Below are 22130 nucleotides of genomic sequence, written 5' to 3'. Positions count from 1 at the left end.
GCGTGAAACGCGCGGCCACCCTCCAGCTCCACCCCGAGGCCCTGCGGCACAACCTGGTCGTGGCGCGTCGCCTGGCCCCTGGTGTCCCCATGTGGTCGGTGATCAAGGCCGAGGGTTATGGCCACGGTCTGCTGTGGGCCGCCGAAGTGCTGGGGGCGGACAGCGACGGCCTGGCGGTTTCGCAGGTCGGCGAGGCGCGAGCGCTGCGCGCTGCCGGCTTCGACGGGCCACTGCTGGTCCTGCAGGGGCCGCGGGACGTCACCGAGGCGCATGCCTGTCTCGAATTCGCCCTGCAGCCCGTTGTGCACGACCCCGCGCAACTCGAGCTTCTCGATGTCGCCGGTGTTACGCTCCCCGAGGTCTGGGTCAAGGTCAACACCGGCATGAACCGCCTGGGCTTCGAACCGCGTCGAGCGGGTGAGGTCGCCGCCCGTCTGCAGGCCGCCGGGCACGGGCACGCGGGGCTGCACTGGATGACCCACCTTGCCTGCGCCGATGCGCCCGACCACGCGCAGAATGCCCGGCAGCTGGCCTGCTTTGCCGACACGGTGGCGGCGTTCCCGGGATACCGCAGCGTGGCAAATTCGGCTTCCCTGTTCGCGGGCTGGGGCCGCGGCGGCGACGCGGCCCCAGCCGGTAAGTACTGGGCACGTCCCGGCATCATGCTCTACGGCGCGCACCCGGCCTCGGTCCCGGAAGCGCGCCCGCCCGAGGGGCCCGAGGGGGACCTGCGCCCGGCGATGACCGTTCGCGCCCCGATCATCGCGACCCAGTCCCTGGAGCCCGGCGAGTCGGTCGGTTATGGCGCGACCTGGACGGCCCGCGGACCCGGCCGGGCCGGGATCGTCGCGATGGGCTATGCCGACGGTTATCCGCGTCACGCCCCGTCGGGTACCCCGGTCCGTGTGCAGGACCGGATCTGCCCGCTGATCGGGCGCGTCTCCATGGACATGCTGGCGGTGGACCTGAGCGGGGTGCCCGATGTGCAGGTCGGGGACCTGGCGACGCTGTGGGGCGAGGGGTTGCCGGTGGAACGCGTCGCGCGCGCGGCGGGAACGATCAGCTACGAGCTTCTGACCCGCGTGGCGGACCGTCTGCAGCCGGCACGCTGATACACTGTCGCATCCCGCATTCAAGGATGCCGCGATGACCGACTTCGACCCCACTGATTACGACCCGCAGACCGTCGCCATCCGCCATGGCTACCAGCGCACGCCCGAGGGCGAGCACTCCGAGGCGATCTTCCCGACCTCGAGCTTCGTGTTCGGCTCGGCCGCGGAGGCCGCGGCGCGCTTTGGCGGCGAGAGCCCGGGCAACATCTACTCGCGCTTTACCAACCCTACCGTGCGCACCTTCCAGGACCGCCTGGCCGCGCTGGAAGGGGGCGAGGCCTGTGTCGCCACCGCCTCCGGCATGTCGGCGATCCTCGCGACCATGATGGGCTTGCTGAAGGCCGGCGATCACGTGGTCTGCTCGCGTTCGGTGTTCGGCACCACTACCGTGCTGTTCAACAACTACCTCGGGCGCTTCGGCGTGGAGGTGACCTACGTCGAGCTGTCGAATCTGGAGGCCTGGGAGGCCGCCACACAGCCCAATACCCGGCTGTACTTCTGCGAGACGCCGTCCAACCCGCTGGGCGAGGTGGTGGACATCGCCGCGCTGGCGGAGATCGCGCACCGCCACGATGTGCTGCTGGCCGTGGACAACTGCTTCTGCACGCCGGCCTTGCAGCGCCCGCTGGATCTGGGGGCCGACATCATTATCCACTCGGCGACCAAGTTCCTCGACGGTCAGGGACGTTGCCTGGGTGGCGCGGTGGTGGGGGATGCCGAGCACGTTGGCAAGGACGTCTACGGCTTCCTGCGCACCGCGGGCCCGACGCTCTCGCCGTTCAACGCCTGGGTGTTCCTGAAGGGGCTGGAGACCCTCGCCCTGCGTATGCGGGCGCACAGCGACAACGCGTTGGCCCTGGCGCGGTGGCTGCAGGCTCACCCGAAGGTCACGGCGGTGCATTACCCGGGCCTCGAGGATCACCCGCAGCACGCGATCGCGAAGCAGCAGCAAAGCGGCTTTGGTGGGGTACTGAGCTTCGAGGTCGCTGGCGGGCGCGAGGCGGCCTGGTCGGTGATCGACGCCACCCGGTTCCTGTCGATCACCGCCAATCTCGGCGATGCCAAGACCACAATCACCCATCCGGCGACCACCACCCATGGGCGCGTGGACCCGGACAAGCGCGAGGCCCAGGGCATTACCGAGGCCCTGGTGCGGGTCGCGGTCGGGCTCGAGGCCGTCGCCGACATCCAGCGCGACCTGGCGCGCGGCCTCGACGCCCTCTGAGCCGACGACCCGAGACCGACGGGCATGTCGCGAGCCTCGAACACCCAGCCCGGCCAGTCCCGGCGTCGCCGGCCGCGCTGGCGTGTCCTCCTGACGGTTGTTATCGGGTTCCACCTGCTGGGCTTCCTGTCCTCGCTGGACGCGCTGATGTCCACCCGCACGCCGCAGGGCGCGGTGGCCTGGATCGTTTCACTCAACACCGTGCCGTATGTGGCTGTCCCGGCCTATTGGGTGTTCGGCGCCAGCGAGTTTCGCGGCTACGTCGTGGCACGCCGCGACGAGGATTCCAGCCTGGCCCGCGCGCTGCAGCCGAAGACCGAGGAGCTGTGGTCGCACCAGTACGTCGCGCAGGAACCGAGCAAGCATCTGGATGGCGTACAGCAACTCGCCCGCTGGCCGTTTCTCCACGGCAACGAGGTCGAGCTGCTGGTGGACGGCGAGGCGACCTTCGACAGCCTCTTTCGCGGCATCGAGCAGGCCGAGCGCTACCTGTTGGTGCAGTTCTATATCGTGCGCGACGACGCGATCGGGCGCGAACTCCAGCGGCGGCTGGTGGAACGTGCCGAGGCCGGTGTCGACGTCTATTTCCTGTATGACGAGATCGGGAGCTACCGCCTGCCCGGATCCTATCTGGATACCCTGCGCGAGGCCGGTGTGCACGTGCAGCACTTTCACTCCACCCGCGGACGCGGCAATCGCTTCCAGCTGAATTTCCGCAACCATCGCAAGATCGTGGTCGCCGATGGCGAGCAGGCCTGGGTCGGCGGGCTGAACGTGGGCGACGAGTACCTGGGCCGCGATCCGGCAATCGGTGCCTGGCGCGACACCCACCTGCGTATTGCGGGGCCGTCCGCCCTCGCGTTGCAGTCGGTGTTCCTGGAGGACTGGCACTGGGCCACCGAGGCGGTCCCGGAGCTGGAATGGAAGCCGGCGACCATGGCGGAGGACGGGGTCCCGGTGCTGATCCTGCCCTCCGGTCCGGCCGACGAATTCGAGACCGCCAGCCTGATGATGCAGCAGGCAATCCATTCCGCCGAGCGGCGCATCTGGATCGCCAGCCCGTATTTTGTGCCCGACGAGGGCGTGCAGGGCATGCTCAAGCTGGCCGCCTTGAGCGGCGTCGACGTGCGCGTGCTGATCCCCGAGGTCACCGACAACCCGCTGACCACGCATGCGGCCTATGCTTTCCTCGGGCCGCTCCTGGATGCCGGTGTGCGCGTCTACCGCTACCAGGAGGGCTTCCTGCACGGCAAGGCGTTCGTGGTGGACGACATGGGCGCGGCCGTGGGTACGGTGAACCTGGACAACCGCTCGTTCCGGCTCAATTTCGAGGTCACGGCACTGGTGCTGGACCCGGCCTTCGCGCGCGAGACGGCGCGCATGTTCGAGGCGGACTTTGCCCGTTCCCGCGAGATGATCCGGCAGGACGTGGACGACCTGCCACTCTGGCGCCGGGTGGCCGCGCGTGCCGCCTATCTGCTGGCGCCGGTGTTGTAACGTTCCGGGCGGTAACCACGTGACTTTATCGGTGTCATGTGGCCAGCGAACGTCAGTGCTAGACTTGTACCCGGAATACGTTTTCGAGGCCTGTCCGTGTCGCGAACCCTGCACCACCTGCTGACCCTGCTGATCGCCGCCGCGCTGCTCGCGGCGCCGGTGGCCAGTGCGGGGATGTTGCACGGGCACCCCGGACCGGAAATGGCCGCGCAGGGCCACTGTCCGGAGCAGGGCGCTGGCCCGCATTCGGACGCTCCCGCGATCCAGGTCGAAGCCTCGACCTGCGAGATGCCGTGCGCGGTTTGTGGCATCTGCGCGGTTTCGGCCCTGCCCTCCAGCGGGGCCCTGCCGGTCACCGCCGAACCCTCCAGTCCCGTTCCGGGTGTCGTGGCCATGGCCCCCGATGCCCGCGCGGGTCCGGACCTGCGCCCCCCTCTCTGAATCCTCCCCGGCCGGGCAGCCGCCCGGCTCCGGGCGACGCGCCAGTCGCCCCTTCGGTGCGCCGATGTGCGCATCGCCGTTGTATCTACGTCCCCGGGAGGACTACACCATGATGAATGAACAAGGTTTTGGCTGGATGGGCGGTATGGGTCTGGGCGGAGGCCTGATCGGGCTTCTGGTCCTGGTACTGCTGATCCTCGCGATCGCCGCGCTGATCAAGTATCTGTTCGGTGGCCGGTAAGGAGTCACGCGATGACGACGTCAGAAACGAAGCCGGCGACCGCACGCGAGGCGGTGGTCATCGTCCCCGGAATGGGATCGGACCACTGCGGGGGCATCGTGCGCGCGGCGCTGGAAAAGACCCCGGGGGTGACCTCGGTGGGGACCAATATCGCCCGGCACCGGGTGACGGTGGGGTATGACCCCGACCAGGTCGACCCGCAGGGCCTGCGCGCCGCGGTGGAGGGCGCCGGCTACGACGTCGCGCAGGTCGAGGGCGAGGCCGGGGGTTCCGGTTCGGTGCGGCTGGTGGTGCCGGGCATGGGCTCGGATCACTGCGCCGGCATCGTGCGCGCGGCGATCGAGAAGCTCGACGGGATCGAATCCATACGCACCAACATCTCCGACCATCGGGTCACAGTGGAGGTGGCGGCGGACGGGCCCGATGGCGAGGTCCTGCGAGCGGCAGTGGAGGGGGCCGGCTATGACGTGGCGGCGGTGGAGACCGACGATGCCGCCAGCGAGGCGGACGACGCGGCGATCGACGCCGCCTACGTGAAGCAGGCCTGGAACCGTCTGTGGTTCGCGATGGTGCCGACCATCGCGATCATGGTCCTGATGATGCCGCACATGTTCTGGCAGCCGATCCCCGGCTATCTGCTGATCATTGCGTTGCTGGCCTTCCCGGTGGTGTTCCTCGCGGGAGGCGCGGCCACGCATCGTTCCGCCTGGCGTTCGCTGAAGAGCGGCAATCTGAACATGGACGTGCTGATCTCCATGGGCTCGCTGCCACCCTACCTGATCGGGCTGGTCGGTTTCGTCTATCCGATGACCTCGTTCATCGAGATGGCCGCGACCATCATGGCCTTCCATATGCTCGGGCGCTATCTGGAGTATCGCGCGAAGGGCGAGGCCTCCTCGGCGATCCGCAAGTTGCTGGACCTGGGTGCGAAGACCGCCCGGGTCGAGCGTGATGGCGAGGAGGTCGAGGTGTCGGTCAAGTCGCTCCAGGTGGGCGACGTGATGATCGTGCGCCCGGGCGAGAAGGTGCCGACCGATGGCGAGGTGGTGGCCGGCGAAAGCACCGTGGACGAGTCCATTGCCACCGGCGAGTCGGTCCCGGTGGACAAGGGCGAGGGCGACACCGTGCTCGGCGCGACCCTGAACCAGCAGGGGCGGCTGAAGGTGCGTGCGACCCGCGTCGGGGCCGATACCTTCCTGTCGCAGGTGATTCGCCTGGTGAACGAGGCGCAGGGCTCGCGCGTGCCGGTGCAGGAACTGGCGGACCGCATCACCGCACGCTTCGTGCCGGCGGTGCTGGTGATCGCGCTGGCCGCGTTCGCGGCCTGGCTGGCGTTCTCCGGGGCGCTGCAGCCGATCCTGATCTGGGGCGAGGGCTTCCTGCCCTGGGTCGATTCCGAACGCCCGCCGCTGGTGCTGGCGATCCTGGCGGCGATCGCCGTTCTGGTCATTGCCTGCCCCTGTGCGCTGGGGCTGGCCACGCCCACCGCGCTGATGGTCGGGTCCGGCATGGGGGCCGAGCGCGGCGTGCTGATCCGCTCGGGCTCCGCGATCCAGACGCTCAAGGACATTGCGGTGATCGTGCTCGACAAGACCGGCACTATCACGCGGGGGAAGCCGGCGCTGACCGATGTCATCCCGGCCGAGGGCTTTGACGAGTCCCGTGTGCTGCGGGCGGCGGCGGCCGTCGAGGCCGGTTCCGCACACCCGCTGGCCGATGCCATCGTGCAAGGGGCGCGCGACAGGGAGCTGGAGGTCGCCGAGGTCGAGCAGTTCCAGTCGCATACCGCACGTGGAGTGGAGGCCCACCTGGACGGCGAGCGGGTGCTGGTGGGCAGCCAGCGGCTACTGGAGGAGCAGGGGCTGGACCCGTCGTCTCTACTGGGTTCGTTGCGGGAACTGGAGGATGCCGGCAAGACCGCGATGCTGGTGGCCATCGGCGACCAGGCGGCCGGCATTGTCGCGGTGGCCGACACGCTCAAGGAAGAGTCGCAGGCCGCGATCGAACAACTGCATGATCTCGGCATCCGCTGCGTGATGGTCACCGGCGACAACGAGCGCACCGCGAATGCCGTGGCCGCCCAGGTAGGGATCGACGAGGTGCGCGCCGGGGTGCTGCCGGAGGGCAAGGTCGAGGCCATCCGCGAGTTGCAAAAGGAGTACGGCGAGCACGTGGCAATGGTCGGCGACGGCATCAATGACGCCCCGGCCCTGCAGCAGGCGAACGTCGGCATCGCGATCGGGGCCGGCGCCGACGTCGCGATCGAGGCCGCGGACGTGACGCTGGTGCGCGGGGAGCTGACCAAGGTCGTCGAGGCCGTCCAGCTGTCGCGGCTGACCTTCCGCAAGATCGTGCAGAACCTGTTCTGGGCCTGGGGCTACAACTCCGCCGCGATCCCGATCGCCGCGGCCGGTCTGTTGCATCCGATGATCGGTGTGGTCGCGATGACCGCCAGCTCGCTGTCGGTGATCGGCAATTCCATTCTGCTGCGCCGGAGCATGCCGGCATCCCGTACTGGAGAAAAGTAATGATGAAACGACGTCAGTTTCTGGGGCTGGCCGTGGCACTTCCCGTGATCACCACATTCGGCGGCTGGAGCCTGTTCAACCACGCGGTGTCTGCCCCCCGGTTCGACAATGCCCTGTTTCTGCCCGGCGCGGACGGCCCGTTTGCGGTGCTCGCACCCAACGAGCCGTTCACCCTGGTCGCGGAGCAGGGGTGGCTGCCGGTGCCGGGGCGCGAGGAGACCCCGTTCCTCTGGTACCGGACGCAGATGAACGGCCATGAATACCAGAATCCGATCCTCTTGTTGCGCACCGGCGATGAACTGGACGTGACCCTGGACAACCAGCTCGACGAGGGCACGATCATCCACTGGCATGGCATGCATGTTCCGGGCCGGGTGGACGGGCATCCGATGCAGACGGTCGACCCCGGTGAGCAGTACGAATACCGCTTTAAGGTGACCAACCGTGGCGGTACCTACTGGTATCACACCCATGCCCATCACCGGACCGCGCGCCAGGCCCACCAGGGGCTGGCGAGCTTCCTGCTGGTGAGCGATGACGACAACGACGCGCTGAACGAGGCGCTGGGGCTGGAACTCGGCACGACCGACCTGCCGCTGGTACTGCAGGACAAGCGCTTCGACCGGCTCGGCCATCTGGTGTACCAGCCGAACCCGATGCAGCGGATGATGGGCTATCTCGGCGACGAGGTGCTGGTGAACATGACACCGTCGGCGACCCATGAAGTGGCGCGGCGCCTGCATCGCCTGCGCCTGCTGAACGGCTCCACCGCCCGGATCTATCGCCTGGCACTGCGGGCGGACGGCGAGGCGGTTCCGTTCCAGGTGATCGGCACGGACGCGGGTCTGCTGGAATCACCCCGGGAGGCCCACGAGGCCTTCCTGTCGCCGGGCGAACGCCTGGAGGTCCTGGTTGACTTCGCCGCGTTTGCCGGAGGCGACCGGGTCGAGCTGCACAGCATGGAATTCGACCCGATGGCCGGTGGCGGCATGGGCGGCGGAATGATGGGGCGTGGCATGGGCGGCGGCATGGGTCGCATGATGGGTGGCGGCATGCACGATGGCGATCCGCTCGCATTGCTCGAATTCGTGGTCCGCGAGGGCGAGGCGGTCACCGCCGAGGTGCCCGAGCGTTTGTCGCGGATCGAGCCCATCGACGTGACGGATGCCGGCCAGCGGGATATCCGTCTGGACATGGCGCCGATGCAGTGGCGCATCAACGGAGAGACGTACGCTCCTGACCGGGTGCCGATCGAGGTGGATGCCAATACGCGGGAGGTCTGGACGATCCGCAATGCGGACCGCAGCATGCCGCATCCGATGCATATCCATGGCTTTTCGTTCCAGGTGCTGTCACGCTCCGGGGGCCCGGATTTCGTACGCGAACAGGCCGTGAACGATGAAGGGCTGACCGTCGCGGACCTGGGCTGGAAGGACACGGTCCTGCTGTGGCCGGGCGAGACCGTGCGCATCGCGATCGACTTCACCCATCACTACGCTGGTGATCAGCTCTACGTGTTCCACTGTCATAATCTGGAGCACGAGGACAACGACATGATGGTGAACGTGCGCGTCCGGGCCTGACGGGCCGCGATGACAAGGGAAGGAACGGCATGACCGAAAAGCCGCGGCCGCACCCGGCCGTCTACCGTGAGGCCGAGGTCGCGCTGCGAGAGCGCGACCCGGAGCGCAAGTGCGAGCGTGTGCTGGAGCTGGCGCGCGCCTGGTGGGCGGATGAGCTGGAGGGCGCGAATGCCCCCGCGCCGCAACGCATGGAGGTGCCGGGGCGGCCGGAGCGGCCGGTGCTGGTGCATCCGAAGGAGCTGCCGCGGCGTGGGCTGCACACCACCGCCGGGCGGGTCGCGCTGGTGCATGCGGTGGCGCATATCGAGTTCAATGCGATCAACCTGGCGCTGGATGCCGTGTACCGCTTCCGCGACATGCCGGCGCCGTTCGTCAGCGACTGGCTGCAGGTCGCGGCAGAGGAGGCGCGGCACTTCCGGTTGCTGCGGGAGCGTCTCCTCGAGCTGGGTGCCGACTATGGCGATCTGCCCGCCCACAACGGCTTGTGGGAGGCGGCGCTGGCGACCGGCCACGACGTGATGGTGCGCATGGCGTTGGTGCCGCGGGTGCTGGAGGCGCGCGGGCTGGACGTGACGCCCGGGATGATCGAGCGCCTGACCGCGGCGGGCGATCACGCGACCGTAGGTCTTTTGGAGATCATCCAGCGCGAGGAGGTCGCGCACGTGGCGATCGGTACGCACTGGTTCCGCGAGCTGGCCCGGGCACGCGGTCTCGATCCCGAGCCGCTGTTCCTCGACCTGCTGGCCGAATACATGCCCGGCCGCGTGCGCCCACCATTCGCGCACGCGGCACGCCGCGCCGCCGGCTTCACCGAATCCGAGATGGCCCAACTGGAGGCCCAGGCCGCCCCGACCTCGCTGTAGGATGCCGATGAGCGCAGCGAATCGCATCAATACCGAGCGTTCTCTTGCGCACTAAGGCTGGTCTTGGTTCGTGGTTCGAGTTTACGGTGGCTTCGGTCCGCCGCCTGCCACGCGCTCTCTCGCGAGCGCACCGCGAGGTACTTCTTTGCTCGTGCAAAGAAGTACCCAAGAAACACGCCCGACTGCCGCGACCCCGGCCCGCTGCGCGGGCCGGGGTTTCCCTCGCTCCGAGGCTTTTCGCGGGCGGCGCTGAACTCGCTACGCTGCGCTTCGCTCAGACATCCAGCGCCTTGAATCCCGCGAAAAGCCTCTCCACTCGGCGCGACGACAACGGGGCGAAGGTCCAAACAACGGCTGTCCCGACGCTGTGCTCATGGATGAAGGCTAGGTCTTCGGACATCCTAGGCACGCTCGGCCTTCGGCCATGGCGTGCCGCGCCCGCGTAGCGGGCGCCGGGGGCGTTCAGGCCGCAGTGCTTGTTGTTGGGCAGGAATGTTGGAGTGCCGCTTGTTTTGACTTTCGCTTCCCGTATGGAGCCCCTCGCGGAGGGCGTGATGGGCCGGGAGAAGGCGCTGGATGTCTGAGCGAAGCGCAGCGTAGCGAGTTCAGCGCCGCCGGCCCAGCGCGTCCGGAGCGAGGTTCCCGGGCGGAATCCGGGTGCCCTTCTTTGGGTACTTTCTTGGGCAAGCAAGAAAGTACCTCGCGGTGCGCTCGCGAGAGAGCGCGTGGCAGGCGGCCGGACGAAGGCACCGTAAACACTGGACGATGAACCAGGATCAGCCTCTACATGCGGGGCTTTCTATGCGTCGATCCGATTCATTGTGCTCATCGGGACCCTGCGGGCTTTCTGTCAGGGCTAGGCGGGGGCGTTCGCGGGCAAGCCCGCTCCCACAACGCGCGCGGTGGCGGATTCGATTAGGTGCAGAGGAGGTGCTCGGGGTAGGGCGAGCCGTCGAGTTCGCGCAGGATGGGGCCCGTTGCGTTGATCTCCAGGTACCCCGGGTGTTCGTCCCAGGCGGGGAGGACGCAGCGTTGGCGTGGCTGACCGTCGACGGTCAGCTCATGGATCGCCGGGCGGTGGGTGTGGCCATGGATCATCAGCGGGACGTCCGCGTCACGGAAGGTGTCGGCGACTGTCTCCGCATTGACGTCCATGATCGCGGCGGCCTTCATCTGACCCTTGTCGCGGCTGGCGGCGCGCATGGCTTCGGCCTGGCGGATGCGTTCTTCCAGCGGATGGGCGAGAAACGCCCGTTGCCATTCGCCACTGCGTACTTGCTGACGAAACGCCATGTGCTCGGTGTCGTCGGTGCACAGGGAGTCACCGTGCAGGAGCACGGCGGGTCCGCAGGGCAGTGCCGCATGCAGGGGGTCGGGAGCGAGCTGCATCCCCGCGCGCGCCGCGTATGCCTCGCCCACGAGAAAATCCCGATTGCCATGGATAAAGGCAACCGGGATGTCCAGTGTCGTCAGGCCTGCGGCGAGCCGTTCGGCAGCGGGAAAGCCGGCATCGTCGCCGACCCAGTACTCGAACAGGTCGCCGAGGATGTAGAGAGCGGAGGCCGTGCGCGCTGGCCCTTCCAGAAACGCGAGCACGGCCTCCAGCAGGGGGTCGGGTTCGCGATCCAGGTGCAGGTCGGAGATGACCAGGGCCGGCGCGCGGGCACTCACGGCCGGCCTAGTCCTCGACGCGTTTGACGCTTTCCATCACGACCGGTTCCTGCGGCACGTCCTGGTGCATGCCGGAGCGTCCGGTGGGCACGCCCTCGATCTGGCGCACGACGTCCATGCCCTCGGTGACCTTGCCGAACACGGCATAGCCCCAGCCCTGCGCGTTCGGCGCGGTGTGGTTGAGGAAGTCGTTGTCGTTTACGTTGATGAAGAACTGGGCGGTGGCGGAATGCGGGTCCTGGGTACGCGCCATGGAGATCGCACCGACCTCGTTCTTCAGGCCATTGTCCCCTTCGTTGCGGATCGGCTCGCCAGCGGACTTCTGGTTCATGCCCTTGTCGAAGCCACCGCCCTGGACCATGAAGCCCGGGATCACGCGGTGAAAGATCGTGCCGTCGTAGAAGCCGTCATCCACGTAGGACAGGAAGTTGGCGACCGTCTCCGGTGCGGCCTCGGCGTTGAGTTCCAGCACGATGCGGCCATGATTGGTTTCGATCGCGACCTGCGGGTTGGTATCGGCCATGAGGGCTCCTGATGTAGAGAGGGTGATCAGCAGGGTGGCCAGCACGATGCCGAGCCGGGTACGGATGCGCTGCATTGGACTGACCTCGGGAGGATGAAGGTCGGCCATGGTACCCGCCACCGGCAGGGCCTGCCAGCACGCCGGCTGGATGTGGGGGCGTGGCGCTGGTGAGCCCGCCGGCGCTCCGCTACCATGCGCGCGATGACGAACACGATGACTCGAACCCGCTTCGCCCCAAGTCCCACCGGCCTGCTGCATCTGGGCAATGTGCGCACCGCGCTGTTCAGTGCGCTGCTCGCCCGCTCGCGCGGAGGGCATTTCCTGCTGCGTATCGAGGATACCGACGCGGAGCGCTCGCGGCCGGAGTTTGTCGAGGCGTTGCAGCGCGATCTGCGCTGGCTGGGACTGGACTGGGACGAGGGCTTCGGGGCCGGGGGCGATGCCGGCCCCTACGCGCAGTCCGAGCGGGGCGAGCTCTATGATGGCTATTACCGGAAATTGACCGAACAGGGTCTGGCCTACCCGTGCTTTTGTTCATCCGCCGAGCTGGAACGCGGGCGCAAGCGGATGCGCGCGCAGGGCAAGCCGCCGCGCTATCCCGGGACCTGTGCCCATCTGAGTGCCGAGGAGGTTGCCCGGCGCGAGGGCGAGGGCCAGAAGCCGACGCTGCGCTTCCGTGTGCCACTGGGGCGGACGGTGCGCTTCGAGGATGGCGTGCGCGGCCCGGTCAGCTTCCGCACCGACGAGATCGGCGATTTCGTGATCCGCCGCTCCGATGGCACGCCGGCCTTCTTCTTCTCCAACGCGATCGACGATGCCCTGATGGGCGTGACCGACGTGGTGCGCGGCGAGGACCATATCGCCAACACGCCGCGGCAGATGCTGCTGCTGGAGGCGCTGGGCCTCGCGGCACCTGCGTATCACCACCTGCCGCTGGTGATGGGGCAGGACGGGGCGCCGCTGTCCAAGCGCAACGGGTCCGCGAGTGTCGAGGAGTTGCGGGCGAAGGGCTATCTTCCGGTCGCGATCCTGAACCACCTGGCGCGTCTTGGGCATCGCTACGAGAACGATGCCCTGCTGTCGCCCACGGAGCTGGCGGCCGGATTCAGCCCCGAGCGTATCGGTCACAGCGCGGCGCGGCATGATCCGCAGCAGCTGGAGCACTGGCAGTCCGAGGCCCTGCGCAGCCTTTCGGATGCACAGATGCAGGCCTACCTGGAGGCGGCGGGGGTGCTGGAGGCGGTGGGCGCCGAGCAGCGCCCGGCGCTGGCGCGGCTGCTGCGCGACAACATCACCCGCGCCGAGGAGGCGCCACTGTGGGTGGCGGCGTTCGCCGCCGATCCGGTGCCTTACAGCGAGGCCGCGCGCGAGGAACTGACGGCCGCAGGTCCGGATTTCTTTAACGCGGGGCTGGAGGCGCTGGATGCGGCCGAGGATTTTCCCGCCCTGGCCAAGGCCGTGGGGCAGGCCACCGAACGCAAGGGGCGCAAGCTGTTCATGCCGTTGCGGGCGGCGTTGTCCGGGCAGACCTTTGGGCCGGAGCTGCCGCGTATCTGGGAGTATCTGGGGCGCGAGCGCGTGCGTTTGCGCCTGGAGGCCGCGCGTCGTCACGCAGTGGGCTGAACCCGCGAGAAGCAAGCGCCCGCCCGCAGGCGGGCGCTGGACGCCATCGTTCAGGCCGCTTCGTGGGTCCCGAAGGCGCGGGCACGCAAGGTGTTGTCCAGCAGCATCGCCACGGTCATCGGGCCGACCCCGCCCGGCACGGGCGTGATCCAGGCGGCCTTCTCGGCGGCGGCGTCGAACTCCACGTCGCCGGTCAGGGTGCCGTCGTCGCGGCGGTTGATGCCGATGTCGATCACCGTGGCGCCGGGCTTGATCCAGTCGCCCTTGACCAGGCCGGGCTTGCCGACCGCGGCGACCACGATGTCGGAGTGCCGTGCAATGGCAGCGGTATCCGGGGTGAAGCGATGGCAGATGGTCGGGGTCGCACCGGCCAGCAGCAGTTCCAGTGCCATGGGTCGGCCGACGATATTGGAGGCGCCGATCACGCAGGCCGTGCGGCCCTTGAACGGTTCCTCGATATGCCGCAGCAGCTGGATGACACCCCAGGGGGTGCACGGGCGCAGGCGCGGCACGCGCGCCACCAGGCGGCCGACGTTGTACGGGTGGAAGCCGTCCACGTCCTTGGCCGGGGAGATGCGCTCGATCACCGTCTCGGGGTCAATGTGATCCGGCAGCGGCAGCTGGACCAGGATGCCGTCGATAGTGCGGTCGGCATTGAGCTGGTCGATCAGCGCCAGCAGATCGGTCTGCGGCGTGCCCGCCGGCAGGTCGTAGGAGTGCGAGACCACGCCCACCTGTTCGCAGGCCTTGCGCTTGTTGCGCACGTAGACCTCGGAGGCCGGGTTGGTCCCGACCAGCACCACGGCGAGACCCGGCGGACGCAGGTCGCGCGAGGTCATGGATTCGATCTCGGTCGCGATCCGTGCGCGGTGGCTTTGTCCGATCGCGCGTCCGTCGATGAGCTGGGCCGTCATGGGATCTCGCCTTGGGGGGAATGCCCGCGATCTTCCCACGGCGGGGGCGGGCGCTCAAGCCGCACCGGCCGAGAACCCGGTCTGCCCGCGGACGCCGGAGGGGCGCCTACAGGGCGGCTGACAGGCCGGTGGCAGCGGGGCTGGCCTCGCAGCGGTTGCGTCCGTCCTGCTTGGCACGATAGAGCGCATCGTCGGCGCGCGCGATCAGGGTCTCGGCGGTCTCGCTGGACTGCGGGTCACTGGAGAGGCTGGCGATGCCGACACTTACGGTCACCGTCAGGGTGTCCGGCGCGCAGGGTGGGGCCGCCTGGTGTCCGGTGAGGGTGATCGGGGTGCCGGCGATGGCGTTCCGAAGCTTGTCGCCCAGGGCCATCGCGGCTTCCAGGTCGGTGTGAGGGGCAATGACCACGAACTCCTCTCCACCGAAGCGAGCGGCCAGGTCGGAACGCCGAAGTACCAGATGCATGCGCTCGGCGAGGGTGGTCAGGATGTAGTCGCCAATCAGGTGGCCCAGGCGATCGTTGATCGGCTTGAATTCGTCGATGTCCAGCATCACGAGGGACAGCGGCTGGCCATAGCGCCGCGCGCGGGAGACCTCTTCATCCAGCCTGCGGTCCATATGTCGGCGGTTGAACAGACCGGTCAGCGGATCGGTGATGGATTCGTGCTCCAGTCGCGTGATCCGCCGGATCTTTTCCACGGAACTGTGGGTCAGGCTGACCACGGTACAGACGAAACACCCGCCCAGCAGGAAGATGACGGGGACCAGCAGGTCTGGAAGACCCTGGTAAAGCCCCCAGTTCAGCGGGATGTAGCCGAAATAGCCCAGGGTGAACAACGGAACCAGGAAGGTCATCAGCTTCCAGCCGGTGCGGACGCGGCTCTCCGGGAGCTCGCGCAGCAGCTGGGCGAGCTTCCACTGGGCGTAGAGGAGGCCAGCCGCCCCCAGCACGATGGCCGTACTGGCTACCCAGTTGAGCATCCGTCCCCCCTTGCGTCGCTACCTTGCGAACGTTCCATGCCGACGGTATCACGAGACGCGGTTCGAGGGGACGGATCGCGGTCGAAATTTCGTGGTCCATCTTGACCTGTAGCCCCGGCGAGGGCTACCATCCTGCGCTCGCTGTGTAGGCCCTTTAGCGGGGACGGCTCGACGGGGTATAGCGCAGTCTGGTAGCGCGCCTGCTTTGGGAGCAGGATGTCGGGGGTTCGAATCCCTCTACCCCGACCATGGCTCCCGGGCACGGTTTTCCGGCAGGCTCGGATCAGGCGCCATGGCCTCAATGCTCGGCGGTAACGCGCTCGTAGCTCAACCGGATAGAGCATCGGCCTTCTAAGCCGACGGTTGCAGGTTCGAGTCCTGCCGGGCGCGCCAGGGCCGCCCTTCGCGCAAGTAGCTGTACAGTGACACGGTGGTGACCGTAGCTCAGTTGGTAGAGTCCCGGATTGTGACTCCGGTTGTCGTGGGTTCGAGTCCCATCGGTCACCCCACCCCCTTTTTTGTTCAGGGGGCCGTTAGCTCAATTGGTAGAGCAGTGGACTCTTAATCCATTGGTTGTAGGTTCGATTCCTACACGGCCCACCATTTCTTTTGCTTCTCTTTCTCTTGTTTCTCGCAAAGCGCTGCTGGCGCGGGCGGGCCCCTATTGCTGTGTCTGGCGCGAACGTGCGCCGTGATGTGGTCGATGCTTTCACCTTCCATTCAGATGCGTGGGCGTAGTCTGTCTGCGTGTTGAGGATCAGGGCGGTTCGTGCCGTCGGGAGGCTAGAAAGGTGACACGCAGGATTCTGACGATACTGTTTCTGGTGGTTTCCGTGACCCTGCTGGCGGGGTGCCAGACGGTGAGCAAGCAGCAGACCGGGGCCCTGATCGGCGGTGCGGCCGGCGGTGTTATCGGTAGTCAGATCGGGGGCGGGCGCGGGCGTACTGCGGCGATTATTGCCGGGACCCTGGCGGGTGCGGCGGTTGGCGGTTCGGTGGGGCGGAGCATGGATGACGTGGACCGGATGCGCGTGTCGCGTACGCTGGAGACGGTCCCGGATCGCCAGAGTTCGACCTGGCGCAACCCGAATACCGGGCATCAGTACCAGGCCACGCCGACCCGGACCTATCGTTCGTCGGGGCAGGACTGCCGCGAGTACCAGGTGCAGGCCACCATGGACGGCTACCCCGAAACGATTAACGGCACTGCCTGCCGTGATGCCAGCGGGCGCTGGGTGGATGTTTAGATAGAACCCCTGGGGCACCGGGCGGCCTGTCCGGAGGCGGGTCACCCGGAAGACGGCCACAAAAAAGCCCCGCATGAGCGGGGCTTTCTCGTTCCGGGGTTGCCCCCGGAAGGGGGGGTGCGAACCGATCAGGACCTGCGGTACATGTCCTCGGTGGTCGGGACATAGCCGAGGTTGTCCTCGCCGATGCCCTTGATCTTCGGTTCGTTGAGGTCGCTGATGCGCACGTTTCCATCCTGGCTGCGCAGGTAGTCGGCGACGCCTTCCCAGATGTCGACCCCGACGCCACCGGGCACGCTCTGCTGGACGCTGGCCCAGCCGGCAACGACGTATTCCTTGTCGGCGTCCAGCTTCCGGCCGTCCAGCTCCATTTCGGAGATGCGGTTGCCGATCTCGGCGGTCGGATCGATGGCGTACTTCAGGCCGCCGACGCGGACCATGTCGCCACCCTGTTGATAGAACGGGTCGGCGTTGTAGAGGTTGTCCGCCACGTCTTCCAGGATGTCCTTGATCTGGGCCCCGGTGAAGGTGTTGCGGGTCATCTCCGGGTAGGTCAGGCCCGTCTGGTCCATCACGTGCTCGAAGGTGATCGGCATGCCCGGCAGCACCGTGGTGCCCCAGCGGAAACCCGGGGAGAAGGAGATCTGGGCATCGTTGTATTCGATCAGGCCATCGCAGATTAGCTGGTCGAAGGTGCCGTTGAAGTTGCCCCGGCGGTAGAGCAGGTCGTCGGTGACGGCCAGTTCCTCGGACAGCTTGTCCTCCATGTTGAAGGTCTCGCCCTTCCAGGTAACCTCGCTGTTGCGCATGTTGTGGATGAAGGTCGCCATGCCTGGGTCTTCTCGCAGCATCTCGGAGAACACCGGGACCAGGCGGTACTCCCAGTCCTTGATTGCGCCGTCGCGGAAGTCGAAGTCCAGCACACCGACGAACTTGGCATTCGAGCCGGCATTGGTGACCAGGCAGGTCCCGCCATCGGGGCGCTCCACTGGCAGGGGCTGCGGGACGGCGTCGTGCGTATGGCCGCCCATGATGGCGTCCAGGCCTTCGACCATGCCGGCCATCTTGATGTCGACGTCCATGCCGTTGTGCGACAGGGCGACGACGATCTCGGCACCCTCGGCGCGCGCGTCGTTGACGGTCTCCTGCATGTCGTCCGGACGGATGCCGAAGGACCATTGCTCGACCATCCAGCGCGGGTTGGCGATCGGGGTGTAGGGGAAGGCCTGGCCCACCACCGCGACGTTCACGCCGTTCATCTCGCGGATCACGTAGGGCTTGAAGATGCGGTCACCCCAGTCGACGTCGCGCACGTTCTGGGCGACAAAGTCGATGCCGGCATCGGCGAAGTCGCCGTTCACGACCTCTTCCACGCGGTCGGCGCCGTAGGTGAATTCCCAGTGGCCGGTCATGATGTCGATGCCCAGCAGCTTCTGGGCGTCGACCATGTCCTGTGCGTTGGTCCACAGCGCGGAGCCGGAGCCGCCGCCCCAGGTGTCGCCGCCGTCCAGAAGCAGCGCGTTCGGACGGGAGTCGCGCAGCTTGTTGACCAGGGTCTTCAGATGCGCAAAGCCACCGACACGACCGTACTGTTCGGCCGCTTCCATGAAGTTCAGGTTGGTGTAGGCGTGCGCGTAAATGCTGTTGCGATCGATGTCGTAGTGCTTCAGGAAGTGCTCGCCCACGATGTGCGGTGGCCGGTTGCGCATATTGGCCACGCCGAGGTTCATGTTCGGTTCGCGGAAGTAGACCGGTTTCAGCTGGGCGTGGCAGTCGGTGTAGTGCAGCAGGTGCACGTTGCCGAAGCGATCCAGGGTGTCGTATGGATCACCCGCGGTGCCGCCCTTGTTGTTGCTGCAGGCGGCGGTGCCCAGGGGGAAACCGGCGGCGCTGGCGGCGGCCAGCAACTGCATGAATTCTCGGCGTGAGATGTGCATGAGGAATCCTACCTCTCTATTCCGGGTTGGTCGTTGATGAATGGATAGCGGTGGTGATATGCCGCTGGATAGACGAGCCGCCCGGCGGGAACATTCCCATCGGGTGTTCGGCTATCGGCGCCCCTCGCGGGCCTCGCGTGCGGTCTCGCGGGCCGAATCGCGTTTGTCCTCGATACGCTGGCGGTCGCGTTCGCTGGCGTCCGAGGCATCCATGGCAGCCTCGAATTGCCGGACCGCCTCTTCGTACTGGGCGCGGTGAAAGAAGTATTCGGCCATGGCTTCCCGACTGATTGCAATATACCCGGCGGCGTCGGCGATGTCGGCCTGCAGGCGCAGGAGCTCCGGGTTGGGCGCGGTTTCCTGGCGGATCATGTCGGACAGGATGCGAATGGCGCGGTCGGGCTGCCCGATGTCGCGGTGGACGCGGGCCAGCCGCTCACGGATCACCGGGTGGCCGGGGTACACCGCATCCAGATCCTGTAGCCGGTCGAGCGCCTCTTCGTGGTCGCCTTCCTCGCGCAGCAGTGCGGTGAACGCGAGTTCGAGGGTAAGGCCGGGTGCGTCCGCGGCGTCGATGCGCTCGAGCTGTTCGCGCGCGCGCCCGGGCTCGCCCCGTTCAAGATGGGCGACGGCCGCGCCATAGCGCCGTGGAGGAGAGGGGGAGTCGGTCGCACGGATGCGTTCCAGGGTGCGCCGCGGGTCCTTCAGCGCCTGCATTCGCGCCTGCATCCATTCGAATTCGGGGCCGCGGTCACGGGTGTCGGTGGCGGCCATCTGGCTGGCCCGGTTGCGGGCGTCGGTGATGCGGTCGAGGGTCACGGGGTGGGTGCGCAGGTATTCCGGCACCTGGTCGCCGACGCCGCGCGAGAGCTCCTGCAGGCGTTCGAAGAAATCCGCCATCGCGTGCGGGTCGAATCCGGTGCCCTGCAGGATCTGCATCCCGGCGCGGTCGGCCTCGGCCTCGTTGGCGCGGGTGAAGTTGATCTGTTGCTGGATACCGCCGGCCACGCCGCCGGTGATGACGGCCGAGCCCAGGGTGGGGTCCACCGCCGAGGCAAGGATGCCGGCCAGGATCGCCAGACCGGTGGTGAAGTTGATGTCGCGCCCACGCGCGAACATGCGTGCGAGGTGGCGTTGGGTCACGTGGGCGATCTCGTGTGCCATGACGGCCGCGAGCTCCGCCTCGTCACGGACCTCGAGCATCAGTCCGGCATGGATGCCGATGATGCCGCCGGGCATCGCGAAGGCGTTGACCTGGTCGTTGTCGATGGTCAGGAAGTAGAACGGTCCGTCCGCGCTGGGTGCGTTGGCCAGTAGCTGGCGTCCCAGGGAATCGACGTAGAAGACGACTTCGGGGTCCGTGACCAGGGGCGCTGTACGGCGAACCTCGCGCAACAGCGAGCGCCCGAGTTCGCGCTCCTCCGCCGGCGTCAGTACGCCCCCGGAAGCCTCGCCGAGATCGGGCAGGGATACACCGCTTGCATGGGTCGGCGTCGCCGCCAGGCTCGCGAGTGCCAGAAGGGCCGCGAGCAGGAAATGGAAAACGGAATGCATGCCGCGGGGGCCGACGGGCGCCGGCCCCCTCATGCGGTCATGCCGGGGGGCGTGGTTACTTGCCAAGCCCCGGAGCCGACGAATAGGTGCGCATGCTGTCACGGGTTTCCCACAGCTTCGGCTTCAGCATCGCCTCGGGCACCATGAACTTCTTGCGGTCCAGCACCTTGTGGGTGCGAACGATCTTGACCACGTCGTCATAGCTCATCTTGAACAGCAGTCCGACGTCGCCACCGGAGGTCCGGCGCGCGATCATGTAGTCGTCCTGCATGTCGTGCACATAGATGTTGGCGGGGCGCAGCTTGCCGTTCTCGTCTTTCAGCGTGACGGCGTAGTGGCCGTCCACCTGGAATTCGCTCTTGTCCACCGGGATATCCTCCGCGAAGCAGTGAAGCTGATCATTATGCATCAGCGTTTCCTTAAGCGGGGGCGACGATAGCAAAAGTTTTCCCCGCGGGCGACCATCCACCTCCCGTGGGTCGGTCTTGTTTGCATTTGTGGCGGGTTTCGCTATGCTCCGCGCCCACTCTACCGAGTCAGCCCCTGCCAAGGGCGGTGGTTGCCGCGAGAGTTCGGTTTTCACGAGATGACCCGGAGCGCAGCGTGTACGGATTTGCCGAGATCACCCCGGACGAGCTGGAACAGTGGCGGAACGAGGGCAAGACATTCCGCCTGCTCGACGTGCGTTCGCCGGGCGAGACCGGTCGCGGTGTCATTCCGGGCGCCGAGTTAATCCCGCTGGCGACCTTGCCGATGCGCAAGGACGAGTTCACCGGCGACGATACGCCCCTGGTGATTTACTGCCAGAGCGGGGCACGGTCCGCCCAGGCCTGTGCCTTCCTTGCCCAGCAGGGTGTGGAGACTGCAAACAACCTGCGCGGCGGCATCGTGGGCTGGGCGCAGACGGGCAAACCGGTGGTAAGCCCGGATTAGAATTCGGTTGTATTCCGATGCCGTTTCGCCTATAAGGGGGAATTCGGCAGGTAACCGTTCGGTCGTGGCTGTCGCGTTCAGGGCCCGATTCGGACTGCAGTACCCGACTGATAAAACGCACTCAAAGGAGAGAAACGATGGCCAACTTTGACCAAGAACTCGATGCTTCCGGCCTGAACTGCCCGCTGCCCATCCTGCGCGCCAAGAAGGCGCTCGCCGCGATGGATGCCGGTCAGGTTCTGCACATCATCGCCACCGACCCGGGCGCCGTGAAGGACTTCCAGGCGTTCGCCAAGCAGACCGGCAATGAGCTGATGGAACACAAGGAAGAAGGCGGCAAGTTCTACTTCCTCGTGAAGAAAGCCTGAAGCGTTTCAAACGCTTGATTCGGGGCGGCAATCCGCAAGGGTTGGCCGCCCCGAATCCTGAATAACGATGGTTGCCATGCGGTAACTGGATTGGTGCCTGGACGAGGTCTAGGCTGGCTGCGCAAGGTTCACAAGAAACCTGCATCGCCTAAAGCGAAGAGGTGTGAGATATGGCGACATACGCTGAGATGCAGCAAATCTTCGACGACATTCGCGGAGATTTTCGCTACGACCACGAGCTCAACGGCTGCCTGAACTGCGGGATCTGCACGGCCACGTGCCCGTCCGCCCAGTTCTACGATTACTCGCCGCGCGAGATCGTCCAGCTGCTCTGGACCGAAAACGTCGAGCAGATCTACGACGCGATGCAGGAAAAGATCTGGGCCTGCGCCCAGTGCATGACCTGTGCGGCGCGCTGCCCGTTCAAGAACTCCCCCGGTGGCCTGGTCGCGATCATGCGCGAAGTGGCTATCAAGCACGAGATGCAGTCCGCCAAGGACGTCCTCCGTCCGTTCGGCCGCGTCATGCTCAAGCTGATCACCACGGGCAACCAGTTGTCGCCCGACATGATCCAGCCCGATCACTTCCCCGACTGGGGTCCCAACATCCAGAAGGTGGAAGGCGACCTGCGCATCCTGCGCAAGGCGATTCCGGTGAAGACGCTGCAGACGGTCGAGACCGCCTGGGAAGTGTCGCTGAAGACCTCGGTCGAGATGTACACCATCTGGGAAATGACCGGGGTTCTGAAGTCCCTCGAGCTGATGGACGAGAACCTCTTCGACGTGATCGAGGACTTCATCGACGAGAAGCGCGAGGACTACGAAGACTGGCTCGAGGAGCAGGAAGAGGAAGACGACGAATAACCCGTCGGCCCGTTCCCGCATCCAA

20 protein-coding genes, 4 tRNA genes and 1 pseudogene are annotated in these 22130 nt (G+C 66.8%); 18 read left to right on the top strand and 7 right to left on the bottom strand.

From position 1 onward, the window contains the following. Positions 1 to 2 precede the first annotated feature (2 nt). From alr to F817_RS14705, 9 genes and pseudogenes are all read left to right on the top strand, one after another. Positions 3 to 1112 (top strand): alanine racemase, encoded by a 1110-nt coding sequence (gene alr / locus F817_RS0107815; protein WP_024327121.1) that lies wholly within the window; start codon positions 3 to 5, stop codon positions 1110 to 1112. Between the two features lie 34 nt (positions 1113 to 1146). Then, positions 1147 to 2337: an O-succinylhomoserine sulfhydrylase gene (locus tag F817_RS0107810; RefSeq protein ID WP_024327120.1), complete on the top strand. Its 1191-nt coding sequence runs from the start codon at positions 1147 to 1149 to the stop codon at positions 2335 to 2337. Positions 2338 to 2361: 24 nt separating this feature from the next. After that, a complete protein-coding gene (gene cls, locus F817_RS0107805) occupies positions 2362 to 3834 on the top strand; it encodes a cardiolipin synthase (protein ID WP_024327119.1) in 1473 nt (490 codons plus the stop codon). Between the two features lie 96 nt (positions 3835 to 3930). Next, positions 3931 to 4275, top strand: a complete 345-nt coding sequence (locus F817_RS0107800) for a hypothetical protein (protein WP_024327118.1) — start codon at positions 3931 to 3933, stop codon at positions 4273 to 4275. Positions 4276 to 4384: 109 nt separating this feature from the next. After that, complete coding sequence (locus F817_RS14750; protein WP_018946855.1) at positions 4385 to 4516, top strand: hypothetical protein; 132 nt, start codon at positions 4385 to 4387, stop codon at positions 4514 to 4516. Positions 4517 to 4527: 11 nt separating this feature from the next. Then, the gene (locus F817_RS0107790; protein ID WP_024327117.1) at positions 4528 to 7044 is read left to right on the top strand and encodes a heavy metal translocating P-type ATPase; all 2517 of its coding nucleotides are present in this window, start codon (positions 4528 to 4530) and stop codon (positions 7042 to 7044) included. Beyond that, positions 7044 to 8627 carry a multicopper oxidase family protein gene (locus tag F817_RS0107785; RefSeq protein ID WP_024327116.1) on the top strand — a complete coding sequence of 528 codons (1584 nt, stop codon included), beginning with the start codon at positions 7044 to 7046 and terminating at the stop codon, positions 8625 to 8627. Before F817_RS0107790 ends, F817_RS0107785 begins: the two co-directional genes overlap by 1 nt. Before the next feature lie 29 nt (positions 8628 to 8656). Next, positions 8657 to 9490 (top strand): ferritin-like domain-containing protein, encoded by an 834-nt coding sequence (locus F817_RS0107780; RefSeq protein WP_024327115.1) that lies wholly within the window; start codon positions 8657 to 8659, stop codon positions 9488 to 9490. 377 nt (positions 9491 to 9867) lie between these two features. Further along, positions 9868 to 10074, top strand: a pseudogene (locus F817_RS14705) (hypothetical protein). A 331-nt stretch (positions 10075 to 10405) separates the two neighbouring features. Here F817_RS14705 and F817_RS0107770 read toward each other — a convergent pair. Together F817_RS0107770 and F817_RS0107765 are read right to left on the bottom strand one after the other, a co-directional pair. After that, complete coding sequence (locus tag F817_RS0107770) at positions 10406 to 11161, bottom strand: UDP-2,3-diacylglucosamine diphosphatase (protein ID WP_024327114.1); 756 nt, start codon at positions 11159 to 11161, stop codon at positions 10406 to 10408. A 7-nt stretch (positions 11162 to 11168) separates the two neighbouring features. Then, positions 11169 to 11684: a peptidylprolyl isomerase gene (locus tag F817_RS0107765; protein ID WP_024327113.1), complete on the bottom strand. Its 516-nt coding sequence runs from the start codon at positions 11682 to 11684 to the stop codon at positions 11169 to 11171. A gap of 192 nt (positions 11685 to 11876) precedes the next feature. Between F817_RS0107765 and gltX the strand changes: the two genes are divergently transcribed. Then, a complete protein-coding gene (gene gltX, locus F817_RS0107760; protein WP_024327112.1) occupies positions 11877 to 13307 on the top strand; it encodes a glutamate--tRNA ligase in 1431 nt (476 codons plus the stop codon). A gap of 50 nt (positions 13308 to 13357) precedes the next feature. On the opposite strand, the gene folD is transcribed toward gltX, so the two are convergent. Both folD and F817_RS0107750 read right to left on the bottom strand, forming a co-directional pair. Continuing rightward, complete coding sequence (gene folD / locus F817_RS0107755) at positions 13358 to 14221, bottom strand: bifunctional methylenetetrahydrofolate dehydrogenase/methenyltetrahydrofolate cyclohydrolase FolD (RefSeq protein WP_024327111.1); 864 nt, start codon at positions 14219 to 14221, stop codon at positions 13358 to 13360. A gap of 106 nt (positions 14222 to 14327) precedes the next feature. Further along, entirely contained in the window at positions 14328 to 15203 is an 876-nt protein-coding gene (locus F817_RS0107750; protein ID WP_024327110.1) for a GGDEF domain-containing protein, read from the bottom strand. Positions 15204 to 15375: 172 nt separating this feature from the next. Between F817_RS0107750 and F817_RS0107745 the strand changes: the two genes are divergently transcribed. The 5 genes from F817_RS0107745 (at position 15376) to F817_RS0107725 (ending at position 16450) form a co-directional block, all read left to right on the top strand. Beyond that, a tRNA-Pro gene (locus tag F817_RS0107745) sits at positions 15376 to 15452 on the top strand. 67 nt (positions 15453 to 15519) lie between these two features. Further along, a tRNA-Arg gene (locus F817_RS0107740) sits at positions 15520 to 15596 on the top strand. Between the two features lie 40 nt (positions 15597 to 15636). Continuing rightward, positions 15637 to 15712, top strand: a tRNA-His gene (locus tag F817_RS0107735). A gap of 18 nt (positions 15713 to 15730) precedes the next feature. Further along, positions 15731 to 15806, top strand: a tRNA-Lys gene (locus F817_RS0107730). 188 nt (positions 15807 to 15994) lie between these two features. Beyond that, positions 15995 to 16450, top strand: coding sequence for an RT0821/Lpp0805 family surface protein (locus F817_RS0107725; RefSeq protein ID WP_231369397.1), 456 nt, complete (start codon positions 15995 to 15997; stop codon positions 16448 to 16450). A 128-nt stretch (positions 16451 to 16578) separates the two neighbouring features. Here F817_RS0107725 and soxB read toward each other — a convergent pair whose 3' ends face one another. From soxB to F817_RS0107710, 3 genes are all read right to left on the bottom strand, one after another. Next, positions 16579 to 18387 (bottom strand): thiosulfohydrolase SoxB, encoded by a 1809-nt coding sequence (soxB, locus tag F817_RS0107720; protein WP_024327108.1) that lies wholly within the window; start codon positions 18385 to 18387, stop codon positions 16579 to 16581. A 111-nt stretch (positions 18388 to 18498) separates the two neighbouring features. Next, positions 18499 to 19941: a M48 family metalloprotease gene (locus tag F817_RS0107715; protein ID WP_024327107.1), complete on the bottom strand. Its 1443-nt coding sequence runs from the start codon at positions 19939 to 19941 to the stop codon at positions 18499 to 18501. Between the two features lie 55 nt (positions 19942 to 19996). Then, on the bottom strand, positions 19997 to 20350 hold the full coding sequence (locus F817_RS0107710) for a hypothetical protein (protein WP_051132334.1): 354 nt from the start codon (positions 20348 to 20350) through the stop codon (positions 19997 to 19999). A gap of 194 nt (positions 20351 to 20544) precedes the next feature. On the opposite strand from F817_RS0107710, the gene F817_RS0107705 reads away from it, so the two are divergent. From F817_RS0107705 to F817_RS0107695, 3 genes are all read left to right on the top strand, one after another. Beyond that, on the top strand, positions 20545 to 20874 hold the full coding sequence (locus F817_RS0107705) for a rhodanese-like domain-containing protein (protein ID WP_024327105.1): 330 nt from the start codon (positions 20545 to 20547) through the stop codon (positions 20872 to 20874). Between the two features lie 137 nt (positions 20875 to 21011). After that, entirely contained in the window at positions 21012 to 21242 is a 231-nt protein-coding gene (locus tag F817_RS0107700) for a sulfurtransferase TusA family protein (RefSeq protein ID WP_017941140.1), read from the top strand. A 188-nt stretch (positions 21243 to 21430) separates the two neighbouring features. Then, positions 21431 to 22105, top strand: coding sequence for a 4Fe-4S dicluster domain-containing protein (locus tag F817_RS0107695; RefSeq protein ID WP_017941141.1), 675 nt, complete (start codon positions 21431 to 21433; stop codon positions 22103 to 22105). Positions 22106 to 22130: the final 25 nt, after the last annotated feature.

Source organism: Thioalkalivibrio sp. AKL19 (assembly GCF_000420165.1).
Lineage (GTDB): Bacteria > Pseudomonadota > Gammaproteobacteria > Ectothiorhodospirales > Ectothiorhodospiraceae > Thioalkalivibrio.
This window is presented reverse-complemented; position numbering and strand designations above follow the sequence as displayed.